At 37.5% G+C, this 23410-nt stretch carries 18 protein-coding genes; all 18 read right to left on the bottom strand.

The genetic code is table 11. The features are described 5' to 3' along the window. Positions 1–13 precede the first annotated feature (13 nt). The 18 genes from IGL24_RS04665 to IGL24_RS04580 all read right to left on the bottom strand — a co-directional run bounded on the left by IGL24_RS04665 (position 14) and on the right by IGL24_RS04580 (position 23409). Positions 14–994: a glycosyltransferase family 2 protein gene (locus tag IGL24_RS04665; RefSeq protein WP_206858195.1), complete on the bottom strand. Its 981-nt coding sequence runs from the start codon at positions 992–994 to the stop codon at positions 14–16. After that, positions 994–2049 carry an NAD-dependent epimerase/dehydratase family protein gene (locus tag IGL24_RS04660; protein ID WP_206858193.1) on the bottom strand — a complete coding sequence of 352 codons (1056 nt, stop codon included), beginning with the start codon at positions 2047–2049 and terminating at the stop codon, positions 994–996. The genes IGL24_RS04665 and IGL24_RS04660 overlap by 1 nt, the downstream gene beginning before the upstream one ends. Before the next feature lie 12 nt (positions 2050–2061). Then, positions 2062–2763, bottom strand: coding sequence for an IspD/TarI family cytidylyltransferase (locus IGL24_RS04655; protein WP_206858190.1), 702 nt, complete (start codon positions 2761–2763; stop codon positions 2062–2064). A 251-nt stretch (positions 2764–3014) separates the two neighbouring features. Next, entirely contained in the window at positions 3015–5750 is a 2736-nt protein-coding gene (locus IGL24_RS04650; RefSeq protein ID WP_429968399.1) for a DUF5776 domain-containing protein, read from the bottom strand. Continuing rightward, complete coding sequence (locus IGL24_RS04645) at positions 5751–6608, bottom strand: LicD family protein (RefSeq protein ID WP_206858188.1); 858 nt, start codon at positions 6606–6608, stop codon at positions 5751–5753. It abuts the gene before it with no gap. 122 nt (positions 6609–6730) lie between these two features. Next, positions 6731–7771: a glycosyltransferase family 2 protein gene (locus IGL24_RS04640; RefSeq protein WP_206858181.1), complete on the bottom strand. Its 1041-nt coding sequence runs from the start codon at positions 7769–7771 to the stop codon at positions 6731–6733. Positions 7772–7788: 17 nt separating this feature from the next. Beyond that, entirely contained in the window at positions 7789–9180 is a 1392-nt protein-coding gene (locus tag IGL24_RS04635) for a sugar transferase (protein WP_206858180.1), read from the bottom strand. Between the two features lie 209 nt (positions 9181–9389). Continuing rightward, positions 9390–11528, bottom strand: coding sequence for a glycosyltransferase (locus tag IGL24_RS04630; protein ID WP_206858178.1), 2139 nt, complete (start codon positions 11526–11528; stop codon positions 9390–9392). A gap of 31 nt (positions 11529–11559) precedes the next feature. Next, positions 11560–13146, bottom strand: coding sequence for a methyltransferase domain-containing protein (locus IGL24_RS04625; protein ID WP_206858176.1), 1587 nt, complete (start codon positions 13144–13146; stop codon positions 11560–11562). Continuing rightward, entirely contained in the window at positions 13136–14356 is a 1221-nt protein-coding gene (locus IGL24_RS04620) for an ABC transporter ATP-binding protein (RefSeq protein WP_206858174.1), read from the bottom strand. The genes IGL24_RS04625 and IGL24_RS04620 overlap by 11 nt, the downstream gene beginning before the upstream one ends. An 11-nt stretch (positions 14357–14367) precedes the next feature. Next, complete coding sequence (locus tag IGL24_RS04615) at positions 14368–15174, bottom strand: ABC transporter permease (protein WP_206858173.1); 807 nt, start codon at positions 15172–15174, stop codon at positions 14368–14370. 261 nt (positions 15175–15435) lie between these two features. Further along, on the bottom strand, positions 15436–16665 hold the full coding sequence (locus IGL24_RS04610; protein ID WP_207699706.1) for an EpaQ family protein: 1230 nt from the start codon (positions 16663–16665) through the stop codon (positions 15436–15438). A 119-nt stretch (positions 16666–16784) separates the two neighbouring features. After that, complete coding sequence (locus IGL24_RS04605) at positions 16785–18815, bottom strand: DUF7657 domain-containing protein (RefSeq protein WP_207699707.1); 2031 nt, start codon at positions 18813–18815, stop codon at positions 16785–16787. Between the two features lie 46 nt (positions 18816–18861). Then, positions 18862–19713, bottom strand: a complete 852-nt coding sequence (gene rfbD / locus IGL24_RS04600) for a dTDP-4-dehydrorhamnose reductase (RefSeq protein WP_206858162.1) — start codon at positions 19711–19713, stop codon at positions 18862–18864. Between the two features lie 383 nt (positions 19714–20096). Beyond that, positions 20097–21125: a dTDP-glucose 4,6-dehydratase gene (rfbB, locus tag IGL24_RS04595; RefSeq protein ID WP_206858160.1), complete on the bottom strand. Its 1029-nt coding sequence runs from the start codon at positions 21123–21125 to the stop codon at positions 20097–20099. A gap of 23 nt (positions 21126–21148) precedes the next feature. Further along, complete coding sequence (gene rfbC / locus IGL24_RS04590; RefSeq protein ID WP_206858158.1) at positions 21149–21721, bottom strand: dTDP-4-dehydrorhamnose 3,5-epimerase; 573 nt, start codon at positions 21719–21721, stop codon at positions 21149–21151. Between the two features lie 13 nt (positions 21722–21734). Next, the gene (rfbA, locus tag IGL24_RS04585; protein WP_206858151.1) at positions 21735–22601 is read right to left on the bottom strand and encodes a glucose-1-phosphate thymidylyltransferase RfbA; all 867 of its coding nucleotides are present in this window, start codon (positions 22599–22601) and stop codon (positions 21735–21737) included. 97 nt (positions 22602–22698) lie between these two features. Next, positions 22699–23409 (bottom strand): glycosyltransferase family 2 protein, encoded by a 711-nt coding sequence (locus IGL24_RS04580; protein WP_206858328.1) that lies wholly within the window; start codon positions 23407–23409, stop codon positions 22699–22701. Between the last annotated feature and the right edge of the window lies 1 nt (position 23410).

Genomic DNA, 23410 nt, shown 5'->3' with positions numbered 1-23410 from the left:
CATTTTTCAGCCATCAACCATTTTTCTTTGTTACATAATTATACTTTATCTTAGCTAATGTATCATAACATAAATTACTTATCATTAATGCAAGCATCGATAGTTTTCGACTTTTTGTGAATATTGGATTTTTCATTACAAAGGTGAAATTTGACTTTAGAAACTTCACTATAGGTTTTCTGACTTCTTTCGATTCACTCTTCTCACTGATTGCTATCTTATCTAAAACATCAAAATACGCCCAACAAATCCTGCGATGGATGGAATCTGATAGTTCTGGATAAGCTTTCTTCACTAACTCACCATTTTTTTCCCATGCTTCAATGACGTCAAAATTTTTAGTTGAAAAAGATAATCCAGTAATACTATCATTTCTTCGATAATAATAATATTTTTGCTCAGTATTCGTGACTACCTTATTACATTGAAGTAATAGATCAATGATAATGAAGGCATCTTCTACGATTTTGCCAACAGGATAACGAACGGTATCAAAAAGTTCTTTTTTATAAAGTTTATTGACCGCATATGCATACACATCGGTACTGTCTAGAACAGCTTGTATCGCATCTTTTTGATCTAGAACTTCAACTAATTTTAAATGATTGACCTTTGTTTCTTTGTTCTCATACACATCGATCATACCTATGGTAGCTATATCAGCATCATAATCTAATAACTGATTATATAATATTTCAAACATATCTTCAGCAATATAATCATCACTATCAATAAAGCCTAAATATTTCCCTTTGGCAATCTCAATACCTGCATTACGTGCGCTGCTTAACCCGCCATTTTTTTTATGGATGACCTTTATTCGTTTATCTTGAGCTGCATATTCATCACATATTTTCCCACTATCATCTGGAGAACCATCATCGACTAAAATGATTTCAATATCAGTAAATGTTTGAGCAATAATAGAATCGACACATTTTTTCAGATATTTCTCTACTTTATATACAGGAACGATTATACTGATTTCACACATCAAACTTCATCCTTAACTAACTGTACTGTGTGCGCTAGCGATTCTTCAAGTGTAAATACTGAATCCCAACCATTTGCTTTTAATTTTTGATTGTCTAATATTGCTGTACTTGCTTTTGAGAAACCTTTGCTTTCAGTTTCATCAGGTAGTTCAAAGATAACTTTTTTATTGTTTATTTCTGCCAGTTTTCCAGCAAGATCTCTTAATTGTAGGTCAAAAGCCTCTTCTGACACATTATACGCTTCTCCGCTTTTCCCGTGGATCATCAAATGAAGAATAGCAGATACTGCATCCCCTACATAAATGTAAGAAAAATACTGTTTGCCTTCGCTTTTTAAAACAATATCTTCTTCTCGAGCTGCATTCAAAATAAATTGTGAAGAAGCTTTAGAATCAGATAACAGCATCGTAGGTCCAAATGTACGACATAGTCTTGGGATGACAATATCTAAGTCATGTTTTGCGATATACGCTTGGCATAATGATTCACTGACTCTCTTACCTTCAGGATAACCAGCTCTTAGCGTATTACAATCGATATAACCACAGTAGTCTTCCTTAAATTTATCTACATCGCCTCTATTTTCACCATATATTTCTACGGTCGATAAAAATAGCGTTCTTGTAGCATTCGTAGCTACTGCATGTTTTAAGACTTGTTCCGTACCAGCCAAATTCGTCATGATCGTTCCGATTGGATCGGTTGCATAAGCCCTTGGATGTGTGTTACTAGCTCCATGGATGATATAGTCGGCTTTGATAGAAGGATCTAAAGGCTCAGTAACATCTCCTTCTACGATCTCAAAGTTATCACTTGATTGGTACTTTTCAAATCGTTCTTCTAGTTTTTTGCGATTTCGTCCCATCGCATATACTTTGATCTCAATGCCTAACCGTTCATTTGCTAACATGATCGTATCGACTAGAAACGATCCTACCATTCCAGAGGCGCCAATCATCAAAAGTGATTTCCCATTTAAGTCTTTGATCGCCTCGACGTGGTCGATCACTTTTTGCAAATCTTTTATATATAGCGGATTTGTATTTAAAGCCATCTATCACACCACCTAGTCTTTCATCTTTAAATATGCTTTGAACAAATCTAAATCTTCTCTGGTTGTCAACTTGATGTTTTTATCTGAACCAGCAGCAAAATAAAGTGTTTCTCCTAGATCTACCATCATGGTATTTGTATAAGAAGAATCAGTCATACCAATATCTTCTTTTACTGCTCGATCGTATGCAGCTAGCAATTTACCGTACTGGTAGGCTTGCGGTGTTGACACACGTCGTAACGTATTGCGGTCCACATATTGTTCTGTTGTTTCTTCTGTTTTTTTGATAAAAATTTGTTCGTTATATGGAAGTGAAGTTACACCATTTCCAAACTCTTTACATTTTACGATGACATCAGATAAAACAAGTTCATCTACTAATGGGCGGATACCGTCATGAATGATGATCGTATCGTCATCTTCAGAATAATCTTTCAAGAATTGTACGCCATTATTGATCGATTCTTGCCCTTTAGAACCACCAGTGATCACCCACTGAACTTTGCTGATATTGAATTCTTTGATGTACGCCCACATTGTTTCTTCCCAACCTGATTTACAAACCACTAATATTCGATCAATTTGTGGATGGTGTTGGAATGATTCCAAGGTATAGATAATAATCGGTTTTCCTTCAATATTGATAAATTGTTTTGGGATATCTTGTCCCATTCTTTTGCCCACTCCACCGGCGATAATAACAGCTGTAATCATTCGATTTAAATTCCTTCCTTTTACAAGTACATGAAGTATTTGTCATATTTAATATTCTAATAATAATCCAGTGTTAAACTGCATTCAACCTTTTACATTTTCTCACAACTACCAACAAGTTTCAATGTTTTCTATAGTACGCCAGACAAAATGTCCGATCAACTCAAATTTTTTTCAATCGATTTTTACCCATAATAAAGAACCAGGAACATAAAATAGATGATCTTTTTCATATTCCTGGTCTTATCCTATTAGTTTACTTTTTTTACATATGCTTGATTTGCTGTCACGTACCCATTAGCTGTTTTCAACCTTGGCATACCTGACGCAGTATATTCGATGCCTTGGATCGTTAAAATCGTCCCTTTTTTTATGGCGCTTCCTTTTTGAGTGAAGTTCAGATCTTTATAGTAACAATCATCTGTCAAAAGTTGTACGCGACCAGGGTTCGTTACAAAGTAATTATTGTTACTGTTTGCAGCAGCTGTCACATACGTTTTATTTGCTGTGATATAGCCGTTTGCTGTTCTTAATCGAGGAACACCATTCGCTGTAAATTCGATGCCTGATACATCGATGATTCTGCCTTTTGGAATAGTCGCCCCAGGATTGTTAAAAGCAAGATCAGAATAATAGCGATCTTCTCTTAACATGATGATTTTTCTTGGATTTTCCAAGAAATAATTATCGCTATTAGAAACTAAGGTAGTGACGTAAGATTTATTTGCTGTCACATAACCTTTCGCTGTTTTTAAACGTGGAATGCCACTGCTAGTAAAGACGACATCTTGTACTTGGATGACTTCATCTTTTAAGACAGGGTCGCCTTTTTGGCTAAATGCAACATCTTTATAGTAGCTATCGTTCTTCTTCATAACTACTTGATTGATATTACTGTAGTAATAATTATTGATGTTACTTGGTACTTCTTGGACATAATTTTTATTTGCCGTTAGATAGCCTTTTGATGTGATCAAGCGTGGAACAGCATTTTCACGATATTCGACACCAGTTACATTGACTAATGTTCCTTTATTGACTGAAGCCCCTTTATGCAAGAACTCAGGATCACGATAATAAGCGTCATTCGCTTTTAAAACAACCTGTGTAGGTCGTTTCGTGTAGTAATTATTGATGTTTGATACTGCAGCGATCACGTAGTCTTTATTCGCAGTAAAATAGCCTTTATTAGTTTTAAGTCGCGGGATACCACTCTTCGTTTTTTCGATACCTGTAACTTTTATAACTGTGCCGGCTGGAACAGATTCACCTGCTGAAGTAAATGCAACATCTTTATAATATTGATCATTTTTTAAAGTGATGATTTGTCCAGGATTCGTTGTATAATACAAATCAGACACTTCTAAGAATTGCTCAACTATACTTTTATTAGCTGTTAAATAGCCGTTCTTGGTTTTAAGACGGAAAATGCCACTTTGCGTATACGCTAAGTCTTCTACTTGTACGACCGTCCCTTTTGCCACTTTATTCAAGCGTTGTTTGAACTCTGTATCTGCATAATAGTAATCATCCGCTTTTAAACGAACTTTTTTAGGATTCGTTGTAAAATAAGAATCAATATTGCTTTGAGCCGCAACAACATATGATTTATTCGCCGTCAAATACCCTTTATCTGTATATAAGCGAGGAATACCACTAGCAGTTGTCTGAATACTCTTAACAGTCACTAGCGTATTTTTTTTGACTCTAAGGCCTGGATCAGTAAAATTCACATCATTGTAAAAGTTATCATCTTGTTTGACAATGACTCTACCAGGATTAGTCGTGTAGTATTTGCTCAAATCAGGACCAGGATTTGGCGCACTGAAAAACGTACTGTAACTCATGGAGATATCAAATGGTCTGTTTTCATAATTAGCAAGTCCTGGGAAATGCATATTAGAGGACCATTGCCATGCCCCATGGTCATTGTTCCATTGCATCGATTTATCTGGAGAATAAGGATATTGCGCGACCCATACACGATCTTTCCCAAACGCCGAAGTGTTGATATAGCCGTTAGTGATCCAGTATTTTCCTACATATAAAGCTGCATTTGAAAAACCTTTTGCCTGTAGTTGTTTGTTAAATGCTAACGAATTGTTATGGGCATCTCTCCCATTGTTGATCAATGTAGGATCTTCTGCATCGTTGAACATGATCGTATTTTTATTAAGTCCCAGCCGAGTGGCAGCGTCAGCAAAATAATTTGCTTCGGCTTGTGCAGTTTGAGTTGATGTATACAAGCTGTAATGGTAAGCAGAGACTGTTAATCCAGCAGCTTTTGCGTTGTTGATTTGACTAGCAGCGTAAGGATTCGTATAAGAGGTCCCTTCCGTTAATTTCACCGATACTGAAGTCACACCATAACTTTTTATTTTTTGGTATTCCGCTACGGAGATATTCCCATTCCAACTAGCCACATCAATAAAATGTTTGCCTGGAAGATTAGGATTGTTCGCATAGACTTTATCGATCACTGATGCGGCACGCAGAGAGATTCCACCAGATTGCATGGCATACGTGCCTTTTTTATGGTTTGTTCCTTGTTTCCCCACTTCGACATCTTCAGTGGACTGTTGCTCTGTACTATCATCAGTTGATTCTGTCGTCGGTTGATCTGTCGAGCTGCTCTCAGTTGTTGAAGAACTGGTTTCACTGTCGGCAGTAGTAGAACTAGCCTCTACAGAATCACTTGTTTCATCTGTCGTTGCCGAACTTTCTGATACTGTCTCTGAAGTGGTTGTACTTTCCTCTAAATCCTCAATTGAACTACTCGAAGTACTACCTGTTGTCTCTTCCGTAGTAGTATCACTTTGTTGTACAGCTGATATATCTTTACCCGTTTTAGCCTTTGAAAACTGAATTTCATTCGCAGACATACCGGGAGCAAAACCATTCAATAGCATCGTGCACAAAAGTGTTCCGGATAAGATTTTTTTAATGCTGATTCTTCTGGGCAACATTCTTGTATTTTTCTTTACCATTTATTTCTCCTCGTTTTTATTATGTCTTTTTTTGTATGATGTTTTTGTGTCAAGAACAACCGCCTCATGATGCGGTTGTTGGTCTTCTTTTGGAGGTAGCTCCATATACTCGCCAAAGACTTGTTTTAAGTAGCGATCATAGCCGACTGGAATTGGCATCTCGGTATCTTCAAAAGGAACAAAAATGGCAGATTTAAAATCAGCTAATTCATAGATATTCCCCATATATTTGGGTCCTACACACAACTCGGTCACATATTGAGTTGAGCCAAATGGATATTTACTCATTTGTTTCTCAGCAAAGCGCCAAATCTTGTACCGCGCTTTTTTGGAGCTAAAGATATTTAGAAGGACTCTACTTCCAGTAGCTAAAAGTCCGCCGTGTTTTTCTGGTACTACTTGCGAGCAAAATAAAGCATAGATCAATGCCCATATTTTTTGGATTTTTCGTTTATACCCACTTTCTGGAGCGCCATCTAATGGAAATATATCGATGGGGATACCATGTGGGATATCCAGATCTTCTTGATACGTTTTTACAAATGTTGTTTCTATATCACGAATAGTCATAAATGAATTATGATCATTGTATTCTAAAGTAGCAAACAACAATGGATAACGATCCTTATTTGCATATTTCTCCCATAGGATCTTCAATTTCTCATAGTCTTGCCTCGGCATGAAAAAATCTAAATCGTCGTCCCAAGGTATGAATCCTTGATGACGAATCGAACCAATACATCCACCGCCACAAAAATAACATACAAGACCATGCTCATTACAAAATTCAACAAAATATTTTGATATTTCAAGTACGACTTTTTGCACATTTTTTAGTTCTACATCATTACTATACATTATTACAGCCTCATCTATTTTTAATTTCTTATATATTTTCGCATAAGCTCGTGTTTTTTACAAGTTGTCAATTAGTTAAACAACATTACGAAAAAGCACGCTCAAACGTTTGAGCGTGCTTTTTAATACGATCGTTTTAAGAAAGCCATCAATCCTGGCATTCTTTCCTCTACAAAACTACCTAAACGAACAGCGGATAAAAATATCGGCGCAGGTAAGTTGTACAGAAGTTTTGTGACTTTTTTGGCTGTAGAATCTGTCAGTGCGATATTTTTAGCTTCTACGATCACTGGATCTGCCAAAACCCTTTTGGCTTCACTAGTCTTTTCTTTAGAAGTTTGATCAGAATTTCCGTAAATGGAAAAAATCACTGAGGTAGTTCCTTTTAATAAAAGTGCAGCCATTCCGGGTTTGTTTATCGAATTTGTGACGGTGTTTGCTAACAGATAAAATTCTTTGAAGGTTTGGAATTTATTAGGGTAATACTTATTAGTAATGCCTTGCCCTCCAACAAACTCATAGGTATATGCAACGGTTGGATTCATGACCACATATTGACAATGTCGATAGTAGTCCAAATTAAAAATACGATCCTCACAGCTACGATAATTTTTAAATCGAATATTTTGTCCCATTACAATATCTCTGCGATAGCATTTGTTCCATACAACATACATGAGTTGCTGATTCATCAAATGATACATGTCTTTAATAAATGTTTCATGGTTTCGGTAAATGGCTTCGGATACTTGATTCACTTTTTCGGATACGACTTTTTCATTATCCATCGTTCGAAAAAGAAACGAGCTGACGATCAAATCTGCTTCTGGATGATCAGTCAGTAACTGATCGTAATTTTTTAAAATCGAGCGGCTCGGTTCATCATCTGCGTCAAATAATAAAATATACGTTCCTTTTGCTTGTTCGATTCCAATATTTCTCGCAATACCAGGGCCATTATTCTCCGTGGTGATCAACTGAAAGATCGGATTTTCTTCAGTCAATGTCAGAATCATTGTTTCAGTTTCATCGGTTGAGCCATCATTGACGATGATCACTTCGTAATCATCGTAGTCCAACGTTTGTAATGTTTCAATCGTTTTCTTTATCGTGGATTGCGCATTATAGACCGGCACAATAATGCTAAATTTTGGTTCTATCATTTTATGTGCCTCCCACTTCACTGATAAATTCGTTCTTTTGGAAAATCGATTTCCGCTAATGAGTTAGCATTTTCATCTTCTTCTAATCCTTGAGAAGACATTTTATCAAAAAGGATCTTGATCGTTTGCAATAGGATCTTTAAATCCATCATCAATGAATATTTTTTGATATATAACAAATCGAAACGCAATTTGCTATTGTAGTCGGAAACATATTTACCATACACTTGCGCATATCCGGTAATACCTGCTCGGACATTATGTCTCAAATAGTAATAAGGATTTTCTGCATTGAATTGATCCACGAAAAAAGGTCTTTCTGGACGTGGTCCCACGATAGACATATCCCCTTTTAAAACATTGAAAATCTGTGGCAATTCATCAAAACGCACAGCACGAATAAATTTACCTACAGGTGTCACCCGTGCGTCGTTGCTTTTAGCTAAGACAGGTCCAGATTTAGCTTCTGCTGTCGCTGCCATCGAGCGGAATTTGTAAATAGAAAATTCTTTTTGGTTCTTAGTGATACGGACTTGTTTATAGATCACTGGTCCTGGCGAAGTCACTTTGACTAGGACTGCTGTGAGCAACATAAATGGTGATGCAAGGATCAATAAAATAAGCGAAACGACGATGTCGAATAAGCGTTTGAATAATTCATATTCAGGTTGGATCCTAAATCCTGAAGCTTCAATGATGCTTTCATCTTCAAAGTTCATGATGTTCGGGTTGATCATCGTTAGATTCTCAAACGTCGTATTCAAGAATAGTTTCTTTTCTTTTTTTGTGATCAATTGATAAATCTTGATTTTTTCATTTTCTTCGATATGGGAAGATAGATACACGATATCGATCTCATCGATCATCTTTTTGATATTCTCATAATAATTATCGATGACCACAGCTTCGACTTTATGTTTGTTGTTCTTTTTAGATTGAAAGTTTTGGATCGCTGGAGCGACATCTTTTTCAAGGCCTACGATCACTACTTTTTTATCTCTACTTACTCGTAAATATAATTTGTAGATCAAAATGCGATACAGACTCAGTAATATCGTCCCTACTACAAAGGATAGCAAGATGACTGCCCGTGGAAAAGCAAACCAGCGACCAGCAAATGTCACGATCATTACACCGAATGATATCAATACTTGTCCGATCACGGTCACAAATATAATGTCACTGATCATTCGATTATAAAAGACATACGCCCCTAACAAAATATTCAACGCGATAAAAATAATGGAAATAAATATTGCAGAATGTTGAAAGGTCTCAAAATTCCGCATTGGGATTTCTCCTTGAAATTTCAATAAGAAACTTATATACACTGCTGCATTGTATACCAAGACATCCATCATGATAATAAATATCCGACGGGCAGCATTCCATTCTCCATTTTTATTCATGTATACACTCCTAACCACAAAATAATACCTCTATCATCTTACCATAGCCCTCTTTAAAAACATAGTGGATAACCAAATTGTAACCTAATTTCAAAGTAACTGATGGTAGATTCAGCAATATGTCCGAGCCAAAACTGCATCGATAAAAATATACCTTCAGCAAAGCTTGACACATGGTCAAGATTTGCTGAAGGTATAGGATACAAGCATCAATCTGGTCGTAATGAAAAATCGCCGATTCCTTGTTTTGTCAAATTATCATTATAGAAAGGATCGTGTGCGATATATTTTGGCCATTTATCTTGCATTTTTTTGATCTCACCAGCAAAGCGCTTTTGCTTTTCTGGTGTATCTTCATACCCGCGAGATTTCGACTCAAAGTGATATAGCTCGACTTGATGGGCGTATACATTATTTCGACCCAATTCATAGATTTTCAGACATAAGTCAACATCATTGAATGCTACTTGTAATGTTTCGTCAAAGCCATCTACTGCAAGGAAATCTTCTGCTTTCACCATCATACAAGCTGCTGTTACTGCTAAATAATCAACATCGATCACTAGGCGTCCAAAATAACCACAATGTGTGCGCTCGTAATTGTTCAGTGCATGTCCAGCAACTCCACCGATCCCAACTAATACGCCTGCATGTTGCGTCGTATCATCTGGGTAGTAAAGTTTTGCACCCACACAGCCGATTGAATCAAACTGAGCATAAGAAACCATCGTTGTCATCCAATTAGGTGCGATTACTTCCGTGTCATTGTTCAAGAATAAGTAATACTTTCCGCTGGCTTTTTCTGCAGCCAGATTATTGATACGAGAATAGTTGAATGGGATATCGATCAGTTCGACGATAAACCGTTCTTTTAACTGTTCCCTGTATGAGTCAAAAAGATTTTGCATATTAGGATCAGTACTACCATTATCCGCTACGATGATCTCGTAGTTTGGATAGGTCGTTTTTTCAATGATTGAATCAATACACATTTTCAAATCATCATACCCGTTTTTGGTTGGGATGATGACACTGACTAGATCCTCTTCTAAGACATCGTATGTGATCTCATAGAATCCTGAAATTCGCCCTGGACGCACTTGACCTTTGATATTTCTGCGAGCTAACGCATCTGTTAAAGCTTTCACGCCAGAATCATAGATATAGCTTTTCGCTTCACCACTACTTGCTGTTGATCCTGGAATCGTTCGCCAATGATAAAGTACACGATCGATATGATAAATATGATCTGCTGGGATCTTTTCTGTAAAACGAAGAACTAGGTCATAATCTTGAGACCCTTCATAGCCTTTACGGAAGCCTCCTAATTCTTTGACGATACTTAATCGATAAACACCTAAGTGAGAAATATAGTTATTTCCCATTAAGGTATTTGGTGACCAATCTGCCTTAAAGTGAGGATCAAAACGATTGCCATCGGCATCAATCTTATCTTCATCACTATAGATCAAATCAAGTTCTGGATGATCGTTCAACACATTGACTACTTCAAACAACGCATTTACAGGAAGTTCATCGTCATTATCAAGTAATGCCATGAATTCTCCTTCTGCGATCTCAAGTGCGGAGTTTGTTGCTAAACTGATATGTCCGTTTTCTTCACGAAAAACGACTTTGATCCGTGAGTCTTTTTGCTGATAACGTTCTAAGCACTTATGGATTTTAGGATCAGTTGAAGCATCATCACTGATACACAACTCCCAGTGATCATACGTTTGAGCAAGCACTGAATCGATACATTTTTCTAACCATTTGATTTCAACGTTATAAACCGGCATGACGACAGAAATCAATGGACGATACCCAAATGCCTGCGCTTTTGCCTTTTGCTCTTCTAAATCGATTTGTTCGTGCTTTGCAATCCATTGTGCGTAATCGATCGAACCTGGTTTCAATTCCATTTTTGCACGACGGATCGCTTTTTTAAACCCGTATGTCCGTGCATAATTCAACCCTTTTTTCAATAAACGTTTTTTCATCTCTAAACTTGATTCAATACCATCATCATAAGGATAGCGCCCATTCAACTTGACGGAGATCCCATTTTGATGATCTTTTGTTCGAAAATCTAAAATTGCTTTCCCCTTTAGCTTTCCAGATAATCGAAGGTTGAACCCGCTTTGAGTTTTCACATCTAGATTATAGAGATGATTGATGTCCAAACGCACGACTGGCGTATTTTCCGCTATGACGTCTTCCTTTTCGACTTGGATCGTCGGAATTTCTTTTGATACTTCATCGATTGCCCAACCAACGATCAATAAATCGCCAGTTGCCCGCTCCCGAGTGATCTTATCGATAAATACAGCAATTTCTTTTTTTTGCACTGGTTTAGTACTCCTTTACCTAATAAGTTATTTACATTTCAACTAGCCAAGACTGCCCATTTTCTGCAATCAATTCAATCAAAAATGATTTTTCTTGTTCACACGCTATCTGGATCTCAAAACCAGCTTTTGTGTGGGGAGGAAGGTTTTCGGCTTCATTTACTTCGATACGCTCGATTTGCTGAACCTCGAAGAATGGTGATTGATCGACAGACAGCTTATAAGATAAAGGTTTGCGTTCTGCATTTGAAATTCCCCATCCAATGATTTTGAGTAATTTTGTTTCTGGATCCCAACTTTTTTCGTCGATACAAAGAGAAAGGTCTTTCGCTTGGACTTTTTTCGCAGTTTCTTTTGGTTTCACCAAACGTCCTTTAGGCTTGATCGCCCAATTGTTAGCTTGCAATAACTCAGAATATCGTTCAGTCATGATCTGTAAGACATTCGTTAACTCTTTATTCTCCGCTTGTAAATGTTCATTTTCTTTTGTGAGTGCCTCGTTTTTCGCAGACAGTTCTTTTTGAACATCAGCCATTGGTTTGATCACAGTAAGTACTTCAGCCATCGTTTCTGGTAGCTCACCGATAAACCGATAGTGACAAGAGATTTTGATAGACTCTCCACTAATACCGGTCAATTCAAATTTGGGTACATCTGATCCGTCAAAGATATAGCAATCTGTGGTTGTTTTGATGATTGCATTCGATGCAATGAAGTCAAGCTTTTCTCCATCTATTTCAACACTGAATTCTAGGTAACTTGGTTGCTTTTCAAATTGAAAAACAAAACTTGTAGGCTCCTCTGTCAATGGAAAAGTCAATATTTGGTTTTCTCCCGTATGATTATTGAACGGGATCTGTAACGTTTCTTCTTGTGTATTCTTTTTGGTGATTTCCATCATTTTAACGTAATTTGAATTTTGTGGCATGTTGATCTTAGCTTCCACATTCGGTTGTTTTTTCAATGAAAAGAAATACTGATACACTTCGCCAAATGGGCGCATTTTGAAGTCATAACGAACTGCTTTTGGTAAGTCTGTATAGGCTGACTTCAATTCAGTATCTCCCACCGCTAGATACAAATAGTCTTCGATGTTGATATGCAAATCAGCTTTTTCAAATACTTTTTGAAAGCCTTCGTGGGTATAAAATGAATTATGTGTTTCATCAAGTAACCCAAACGAAGCCCATGGCAACTCATTATTAAAGAGATGGATCAATACAGAGTTATGCACGAGATTAGGAAACGTAATCAAAATCTCGCCATCTTCATTTAGAAATTCTCTGACCTTTTTCAAAGTTTTTAAAGGATCAACTAAATGTTCCAATACATCAGCAAATAAAATATAATCAAATGTTTGACCATCATAATATTTTGCCCATTCAAAACTTTCAATATCGCCATAAAAACCATCTTGGGCGATTTCATTCACATAATCAAATAGTTCTTTGTCTAATTCAACGATGCTTACTTCACAGTTTTTAGCACCAATCAAATGTTTCGTCATGCGGCCATTGCCTGGACCGAATTCCAAGACTTTGCTTCCCGGTTTGATTTGGCCGACAATCTTGCCTACGCTACTTTGTTCATCTAAGTCCATCTCGAAATCATACTTCATTGTTTTGATCTCCTTCTTTCCAATGGTGATCCAAGACCACGATTCCTTCACCAATATAAGAACCCGTCACAAATAAGTTCATATATTTGGTTTTATAAACTAAAGGAACGGTCGCATTTTCTTCAAAAACAGCCACATCGAAATAGTATTCGCCGGCAAGCAGCCCTAACTTATTGTATTTGAGATAAAAGACATTTTTCCCTTTTTCCCAAGGGATCGTGATATCGTCCAATAAAGTATTCAATCCACAGACATAGAAATTATCAACCGTTCGCAAGGCGATCCCTAGAACAGGTTTCTTGATCGTATCGTCTTTCACGTCATAAGTGACTTTGACATACAGATCTTCCCCTTGTTCTAACATATCGATCGGTTGCTTGTTTTTGTCTAATAACTCAGCACTTAATACATCCACGATATCTGGTGCAGCAAAACGCTCCACTTGATTTTTATTCCGATCAACGGTTTTGACTGATTTTTTCTTCAAGAAGTTTTCGTAATTGGTCGTCACGTCCATCGTATCGCCATATTCGACGACTTCCCCATTTTTTAACCAGTAAGAACGATCGCAGAAACGACGGATCGAGCTGATATCATGAGAAACAAATAGAATCGTTTTCCCAGAATTTTTGATTTCTGTAAATTTTTCCATACATTTCAATTGGAACTCCAAGTCTCCGACTGCAAGTGCCTCATCGACGATCAAAATATCTGGATTGACATTGATCGCAACCGCAAAAGCCAAACGGACGAACATCCCACTTGAGTAAGTTTTAACTGGCTGGTAGACATGATCTCCGATATCAGCGAACTCAATGATATCATCAACCATCGCATCGACTTCTTCACGAGAAAAACCAAGGACCATCCCATTTAAATAAATATTTTCATATCCTGAATATTCAGGATTGAAGCCTGAACCTAATTCAAGTAAAGCAGAAATCTTCCCTTCAATCTCCATCGTGCCACTAGTTGGCGTCAGCACGCCTGTAATGATTTTGAGCATCGTGGACTTACCGGAACCATTTTCACCGACAAAACCGATCATTTCACCTTTTTTGATTTCTACATTGATATCTTTCAATGCGTAGAAAACATCATGGTATGATTTCTTGAACGGATTCAATGCTTCTCTAAAACGATCACTCGGTTTCGCATACATATTGTATGATTTAGTGATGTTGTTTAATTTAATTGCATATTCTGTCATAACTATACTCCTTACAGCACATCTGAAAAATGTGGTTTCAATCTACGGAACACTAATGAACCGATTACGAACATAATCAATGTCACTACCCAAAAATATAATGTATACGTGCCATGTTCCCAGAACCAAGCTTCACTTAGGAAGGATTCACGGTAACCTTGGACAATATAATACAATGGGTTCAACTTCAAGATTTTTATGATTGCTGGATTAAATTGACTAGTACTCCAAAGAATTGGTAATGTCCACATAATCAGCTGTAATAAAATCGTGATAAATTGCATGATATCAGGTAAAAACGGTTGGATAGATGCAGTCAACCACGTTAGACCGGTCAAAAAGGCCACCATACAAAATAGATAATAGATCAATTGGAAAGACATGACTGTTGGAAAAATACCATGCCCCATCGCTACGACTAATCCAATCAAGATAAAGAATAAATGTGTATACAAATTCGAAAGGATTTTAGTTGTTGGTAGAATACGGATATTGAATACTACCTTTTTTACTAAATACGTATATTCTCGGAAAACCAATGTCGTAGAGGTAAAAGCATCTGAGAAAAAGAACCATGGCACCATCCCAGTGATCAGATAAACGATGAACGGATACTTGCCATCTGTCATTGCCGCTCTTAACCCGAAACCAAAGACTAACCAATAAATAAGAACCGTAAAGACGGGATTGATGAACGCCCATAGAATTCCTAAAAATGAACCCGCATAACGTGATTTAAAATCGTTTAGCGAGAATTGAAGTAATAGCTTTCGATTTTGATAGATATCCTTCATAAATAAAAACAAATCTTTAAACATTTGTGTTCCTCCAAGCAGTTTCAGTTAATTACAGTCAACAGCCATTTTACCACATTTTAAGCCGAGGACTGCGATATTCGTCGTTTCTTAACTTTCTATTAAGCAAACTTTTTGTCAACGTTACTATTTTACAAAAGATGATACTTAATTGCAATGAAGCAAAAAACGTGGATCTGCCAAAAAAATGGCTGACCCACGTTTATTTTATTGATTGAATGAAACTTGATCTCTAGGTTGAATCCCTTCATCTCGTTCAAGTGTTTAGTGATAACGAGCAACTCTCGAGGTTGCAAACTGATTTTCATCGTGTATTTTTATTTGCTCTTCTTTAGGTTTGTCGTAACGATGACTTGCCATGGCTAACAATAGATAGCCGATAGGAACCCAAGGGAAAGAAGTCAATGTATCTTCCATGAACGACTGGATCATGACTGCCATGAAAGCCCATAAGAAAGTCAGTTGTCCATTTGACAAATTAGCCTTTAAGGTCAGTCTACCAATAAACACAAGTAACAAGATACCGGTAATCGCTATACCTATCAATCCGTATAAGTTCAGAATCGAGTTATAGCTGTTATGATTTCCTAGAACTTGTTCACCACGGTAATATAGAAAAGGTTTCATTCCAACCATCAATTGCTCGAAGCTCTCGGAAATCGTTTGATAGAATTTTAGCCAAATTTCTTCTCTTCCAGTGAAAAGATTGATATCTTCAGAAGTTGCTGCTAAATAGGAAATCGGTAGTGCTAAACTAAAAATGGCTAAATAGCCGATAAAAGGTGCCCGAATAAATTTAAAGAATTTCTTAGGCCAGATATCTAGTAGTACAAAAAGGATAATGGCAATCAAGGCAGAGCGTGATTGACAGACCCAGATACCTAGAAATGCAGCGATAATCGCTGGTATGCTAAGAATCCGAATATACCAACGTTCAAATGAACTAGCGAAACCGCTGATCAATAGTCCAAGCATCATCAATGTGCTACCGATCGTATTCGTATTGATCCATATATCTGATAATTTATTATCTTGATTCCAGATACTTTGTCCTTCAGGAACTTGGATCTCTGTGAAAACTCGATAGACTGTCACAGCTAAGAAAAATGAGAATACAAGCAAATAGATTGCGCGATCTACTTTGTCGAATTCGATCCACTTTACAGACAATCCAAATAGAATAAGTATTGGGATCAAAAGATTGCCAGCCAAAGAACCTTCTCGTACCTCGCTGAAATACGTATAAAAGCAAAATATTACGACTGCTGCTCCTAAATAAAAAAAGTCAAATCCTCTTGCTTTATAGATATTCAAGCCAGTTAAAACAAATACGCCAAATGTGACAAACTGTGCGCTATGTTCATATAAAAATAAAGTAGCTGGTGTCCCTATACCGATCGTCCAGACAGAAAAAAGGGCGATAAGCATAAGTAACAAGATCCCAGTACTCATTTTATTTATGAATTTTTCTACAAATGTTTGAATGGTTTCCACCTCCTCTTCTAAGAAGTTTTTTTAAAAAAGGATCGTTGGATCAATGCCACCAAAAATGGTTTATCACTGATCCAACAATCAGCTTAATCGCACACATCTTATTCAATCAACAAGTTTTTTTATTGACCTGTTGTTTGTGTTTGCCAAGTAGCGTAATTTGGGTATGCTACTTCAAAAATCATGTGTCCATCGTCGTCTGGTCCATATAATTTAGTAAACTGTGCTTCATTACGTTGGTTATAGTCATCTAAAGGACGTTTCGTTACAACGTATTTGATACCTAATTTTTCAGCATCATCAAAATTCAGTGTCACTGAGAACATGTCTGGACGATCGAGTTTAAAGGCTGTATCTTCTTTGGCAATAAAGGCTCTCGTATGAGCGTACCGGTTGTAGAATCTCTCATATTCGCCTTCTGGATCAATCAATTGCCAAGCGGCTTTATCTGGATAGAAACGTACCGTATTGAATGACTTCACTCCTAGCGTCGGCGTGAAATTATACAGTTCATCTTCTGTTAACCATAATTGACCAGGATCTTGTTGATCGATTCTTTGGATCTCCTTCGCCAATGTTTTTTCAAAGATTGCACCCGTTCCTTGGACAACTGGATTCACAAAGAAACCAGAAGCAATGATCAACGCGCTAAATGAAAGATAGAAAAGCACGCGTTGTCGAAACAGTGCAAATGCTAAAAGAAGGGTTCCCAGCGCAATCACACTGATCAGTTCGATCTCAGAAAAGTATCCTTCCATCTTAGAACCTTGTAATGCATAGTAATAAATACCAGCATTCGCAATCAATAAGACAAATTTATACCATGTAGGGATGACATCATGCTTCCAAATATAAGCAATGAACCAAATCGATAATAGACAAGCCGCAAAACTGAACGTCAAAATCGCTCGGAAAGGCGGCACAAATGATAACAAGGTCAATTGAGCCATCGTTCTAGATAAGCCGACAGTGATCCAAAAAATGGTGAAGAGACAAAAGATCATCAAGATGCGACCGATGATTTTTCGATCTCCGTCTTTTTTCCCAAACAATACGAATGGACTTGCCAACAAGACAGTCGGGAAGAAATGGTAAAAGAGTGCCACTTCTGAATTATTTGAGAAGCTGATATCCTCAAAGGAGATTTTCCAGTTTGTTAAGAAATAGAAAAACTCACTAAATTTGAATTTCCCACCCGTACTCACTCGATTTCCTGGATACAACGTATTCAAAGCGGCCATCAATGCATCTTTTGAGATTGACCAAAAATGCCACATGACAACGCCAATAAACAATAGCGCTGCAGTGATCAAGACAGCGTCAAACCAATCCCATTTTATTTTTTTGCGGTAATAGACCAATAACCCGATAAAATAAAAAACTAACAAATAGGCTAACATGACCTGATGGGCCGGATAGATCACTAGGATAAAGCCGATACCGAATATGACCACCAGCAACATCATCAATGCACGCAGCCATTTTTTTTCATGTTGATAAAAGTAATGATAAAAGGCGACCATCAGTCCAATCGTAAAGAAGATCAAATCGCCAACGTGTTGCATGAACCACCATTGAACAGCGGGTGCGAATGTCAAAGCAAAAGCACCGATCAATGAAAGTGGCTTGTTTCTTTTTGTTAGGATCATCAGCAGTTCAAATCCTAACAAGACCATAACGACCAATTTCATTGCCCAATAAAAAGATAACCCTCGATCTCTTCCTAAAAAGAAGAAGCCCCAGTTGAATGGTTTACCGATCACAGTAATATCTTTTACCGGTGAATTGTAGGCAATGATCATATTTTGTCCATTCAAAGAATAGTCTTCGTTTATGACCGGATAGCCTGTTTCTGCTTGAGAGAGATAAAAAGGCGTTTGTACTAACCATTCATCCGAACGTACTTCACGGTTTTGACCAAATATCACGTCCGTCTCTTTTCCATCATCTCTTTGCGATACGTAAGTATCCCAACTACCGATCGAACTGCCGTTCAAGTTGAAGGTTACAACAATCACGATTACTAGTAACCCGATCAGATAACGTAGTTTCAAGAATATATCCAAAAATGGATGCGTCTGTTCCTTCTCTACTTGCCTTGACTTATCTTGCCGTGACTTATCTCGCCTTGCACTTCTTGTTTGTTTTTCCATAAAATTCTCCAATTTCTTTGTTGTTTCTTTTTTCTAAGGAAAAACCTTATTTGTTCAATTTTTCAGAAGCTTGTAACATTTGTTCAAGTGCTTCTTGCCACGTTGGGATCTCAAAACCAAGATCTTCCGTTTTTTTCAAACTCATCACGGAATATTGTGGACGTGTCGCTTTTTGTGGATATTCTGCCGAAGTCACAGGGGCTACTTCTACTGCTTCGTCTTTTAAGATCTCTTTTGCGAATTCATACCATGAACAACTATTCTCATTTGAAAGATGATATACGCCATATGGCACTTGTTGTTCGATCACATAGACCATGAATTCAGCTAATGTGCGCGTCCATGTTGGACGGCCAAATTGGTCGTTGACCACAGTTAAGCGATCATGCGTTTGTGCCAAACGTTGCATCGTGTAAACAAAGTTATGACCATATACGCCAAACACCCATGAAGTACGAATAATATAATAATCTTCTAAAAGTTCTTGAACTGCTTGTTCACCTAATAATTTTGTACGTCCATATTCATTCAATGGATTCGTTGCATCATCAACTTGGTATTCTTCATTTTCTTTTTTACCATCAAAAACATAATCCGTGCTGATGTAAATCAATTTAGCATTTACTGCTTTTGCTGCCAGCGCCACATTTCTCGTGCCGTCCACATTGATTTTTTCATCTAATTCTTTGCCTTCGTCTTCTGCTTTGTCGACAGCTGTATAAGCTGCACAATGGAAGATGACCTCTGGTTTTAAGTCTGTGATATAAGCCATTGTTTTATCTGCATCTGTGATATCTAATTCTTGGGCATCTGTTGAAACATAAGATAACCCTTTTTCATCTAATAAATGTCGTAACTCTGTACCAAGTTGACCATTTCCACCTGTTAATAAAAACATTACGCTATCGCTCCTTGAATATTATTTTTAACGTGTTCTTTGTAAAAAAGTGTGAGTAGTTATCTTGTTTTCTTTTTGTACATGCTTGGTTCATATATATCTGTTTGTTCGAAGACATAGATGTTTGTTATGTGTTCAGAACCAAACTTATTCTACCATATCGGTTCTCGCTTTTCGAGAGGATGAGCATCCACCAAGCGTACTTAAAAATCTTTTGCATGGAAAAAGGGGCAGCGTCCATTAAACGCAGTGCCCCTTCAACGACTATTTAAAAGAGGTTGAGTTTCTCTAGCTAGCCATTCAAGCAAGAAAAACATCTAATCAGAGAAGATCATCCGCTCTAATCAACGCAGCACGTCCGAGGGAGTATGAATGCTCTCCTCTTATTGTCCATTTTTAGCGTAAGCTGCTTCAACTGCTTCTTTTTCTTTTTTCCACCATTCTTGGTTTTCTTCATACCATTTGATCGTTTCTGCTAAACCATCACGGAAATTAGTGAATTCTGGTTGCCAGCCAAGTTCTTGACGAAGCTTTGTTGAATCGATTGCATAACGCAAATCATGACCAGCACGATCTTTTACATGTTCATAAGCATCCATTGGTTGCCCCATCAACTCTAAGATCATTTCCATCACAGTTTTGTTATCTTCCTCACCGTCAGCACCGATCAAATACGTTTCGCCAATATTTCCTTTAGTTAAAATCAACCATACGGCAGATGAGTGGTCGTTCGTATGGATCCAATCACGAACATTTTTCCCTTCTCCGTACAACTTAGGACGAATACCACTCAAAATATTTGTGATTTGACGTGGAATGAACTTTTCAATGTGTTGATAAGGCCCGTAATTGTTTGAACAATTAGAGATCGTCGCTTTTAAGCCAAATGAACGGACCCATGCTTTCACTAATAGATCAGAACCAGCTTTTGTTGAAGAATATGGGCTTGAAGGATTGTAAGGTGTTTCCGCAGTAAACTTCTCACCTTCGCCCTCACCATGACCTGGTAAGTCTTCACGTAATGGTAGATCACCGTAAACTTCGTCCGTAGAAACATGATGATAACGAACATCATATTTTCGGCAAGCTTCAAGCAACGTATACGTTCCAATGATATTTGTGTGTACAAATGGGAACGGATCTTTCAACGAATTATCGTTGTGTGACTCAGCCGCATAATGAACGACTGCGTCTGCCTTTTCAACTAATCGATCAACTACTTCCGCATCAGCGATATCTCCGACCACTAGTTCCACACGGTCAGCTGGTAACCCAGCTAGATTTTCTTTGTTTCCTGCGTAAGTTAGTTTATCTAAAACTGTCACATGTACTTCCGGGTGGTTTTTTACAACATAATGAACAAAATTTGATCCAATGAAGCCTGCTCCACCAGTAACAATGATATTTTTCATTTAATATTTCTCCTCATCAAATGTTAGATTTCACCATAAACAAATGGGTTTTCTGCTTCAAATTCTTTCAGCGTAGGATGATTATGATCTTTTTCAGACATGATTGCTTTTGAAAGATCGATCGGCCAATCGATTGCTAAGTCCGGATCGTCAAATGCGATGCCACCGTCTGCTGCTGCATCATAATAGTTGTCACATTTATAAAGGAAGTTCACGTTTGGTGTCAACGTCACAAAACCGTGGGCATATCCTTTAGGCACAAGTAATTGACGATGGTTGTGCTCAGATAGGATGTAGCTTTCCCACTGTCCATAGGTTGGACTACCTTTACGAATATCGACGATCACATCTAAGACTGCACCTGAAGTGACACGGATCAATTTCGTTTGAGCCGATGCTCCTTTTTGAAAATGTAAGCCGCGAATCACACCTGCTTCAGCTGATAAAGAATGATTATCTTGAACAAAATCAAAATCTAAGCCATGTTCTGCAAATTTTGCTTTTGAATAGCTCTCTGTAAAGAAACCTCGATGGTCGCCAAAAACGTCCATTTCAATGATTTTAACATCTGTTAATTTAGTATCCGTCACTTTCATCACTAAAAACTCCTTATTCAGCAGCCAATCTTAATAAGTATTGACCATATTGATTTTTTTTCAGTGGTTCTGCCAAAACTGCTAGTTGCTCCTTGTCGATGTAGCCCATTCGATAAGCAACCTCTTCTAAACAGGCAACTTTCAAGTTTTGACGTTTTTCGATCGTTTCAATAAATGTAGAAGCCTCAAGTAAGGATTCGTGTGTACCTGTATCTAACCAGGCAAAGCCACGTCCCATGATTTCTACAGAAAGCTTGCCTCTTTCTAAATAAGCTTTGTTGACATCTGTGATCTCAAGTTCACCACGTTCAGATGGTTTGATTTCTTTTGCAATTGAAATCACATCGTTATCATAAAAATAAAGTCCAGTAACCGCATAGTTTGATTTTGGCTCTTCTGGCTTTTCTTCAATGGAAAGAGCTTGCATATTTTCATCAAATTCGACTACACCAAAACGTTCGGGATCATTGACATGATAACCGAAAACAGTCGCTCCACTCTCTTTTGAGGCAGCACGTTGCAGCATTTTTGATAGTCCACCACCATAATAGATATTATCTCCTAAAACAAGACAAACACTATCATCACCAATAAATTCTTCCCCAATGATGAAGGCTTGGGCTAATCCATCTGGACTTTCTTGAACAGCATATTCAAGATGGATACCTAAATCATGCCCATCCCCAAATAATTCTTTAAAGCGTGGGGTATCTTGAGGGGTAGAAATAATCAATATCTCCTTAATACCTGCCAACATCAAGATAGACATTGGGTAATAGATCATTGGTTTATCGTATACTGGCATCAACTGTTTCGATGTTGCCTTTGTTAAAGGATACAAGCGTGTTCCGCTTCCTCCCGCAAGGATGATTCCTTTCATGAATATAAGCGCCCCTTTATTTTTGATTTTTACTTTTGTTATTATCTCATCAATCCAACTAATTGTCATGGATTTCTTGCGAATTTAACAATATCTTTTAGCGATGTTTTCTCCATTTTCGCTGAACGAGTGCTTGGATCAAATGCAATCGCCATGCGATTTTCTGTCGCCAGCTACTCTTCGTTTCAATTTCACTTGCATTGAAATCATGTCTCCGATAAAGAGTCAAAGGTTCTCGAATAAAAGAAGTATGGCTACCAGCAAGCAACCCGATCCACATATCATGCATCGGTACATTATCAGGTATCGGTAAAATCGTTTCTTTTAATGAAGAACGAAATGCCATACCGGCACCAATGTAATTACTACGGATCAAGTTGATCAACCAACCTTCTTTTGATTTTCTAAAAGTAAAGTAAGATGGATGGATCTCATTCAATTCGCTATCTACGATCACTAGATCTGAAACAACTACTAATTGATCAGGATGTAAATGAAAAGATCGTGTGATTTTCTCTACTTTTCCATCTAACCAGACGTCATCTTGATCTGCTAAAAAAATCAGCTCTCCTTGAGCCTGTTCGATCGCAAAGCCAAAATTTTTGATCAACCCTTGTTTAGGTCCTTCAAAAAGTTTGATACGCGGGTCATTATTTGCATATTCCGTTAAAATCAACCAAGTATCATCAACTGAGCCATCATCTGAGATAATCACTTCATCCTCTGGAGAAAGTTGTTTTAAGATACTATCTAACTGTTCTTTTAAATACGCACTACCATTAAAAGTTGCTATACAAACCGATCGCATC

The organism is Enterococcus sp. DIV2371, from assembly GCF_050498525.1.
GTDB lineage: Bacteria > Bacillota > Bacilli > Lactobacillales > Enterococcaceae > Enterococcus_B > Enterococcus_B mangumiae.
This window is presented reverse-complemented; position numbering and strand designations above follow the sequence as displayed.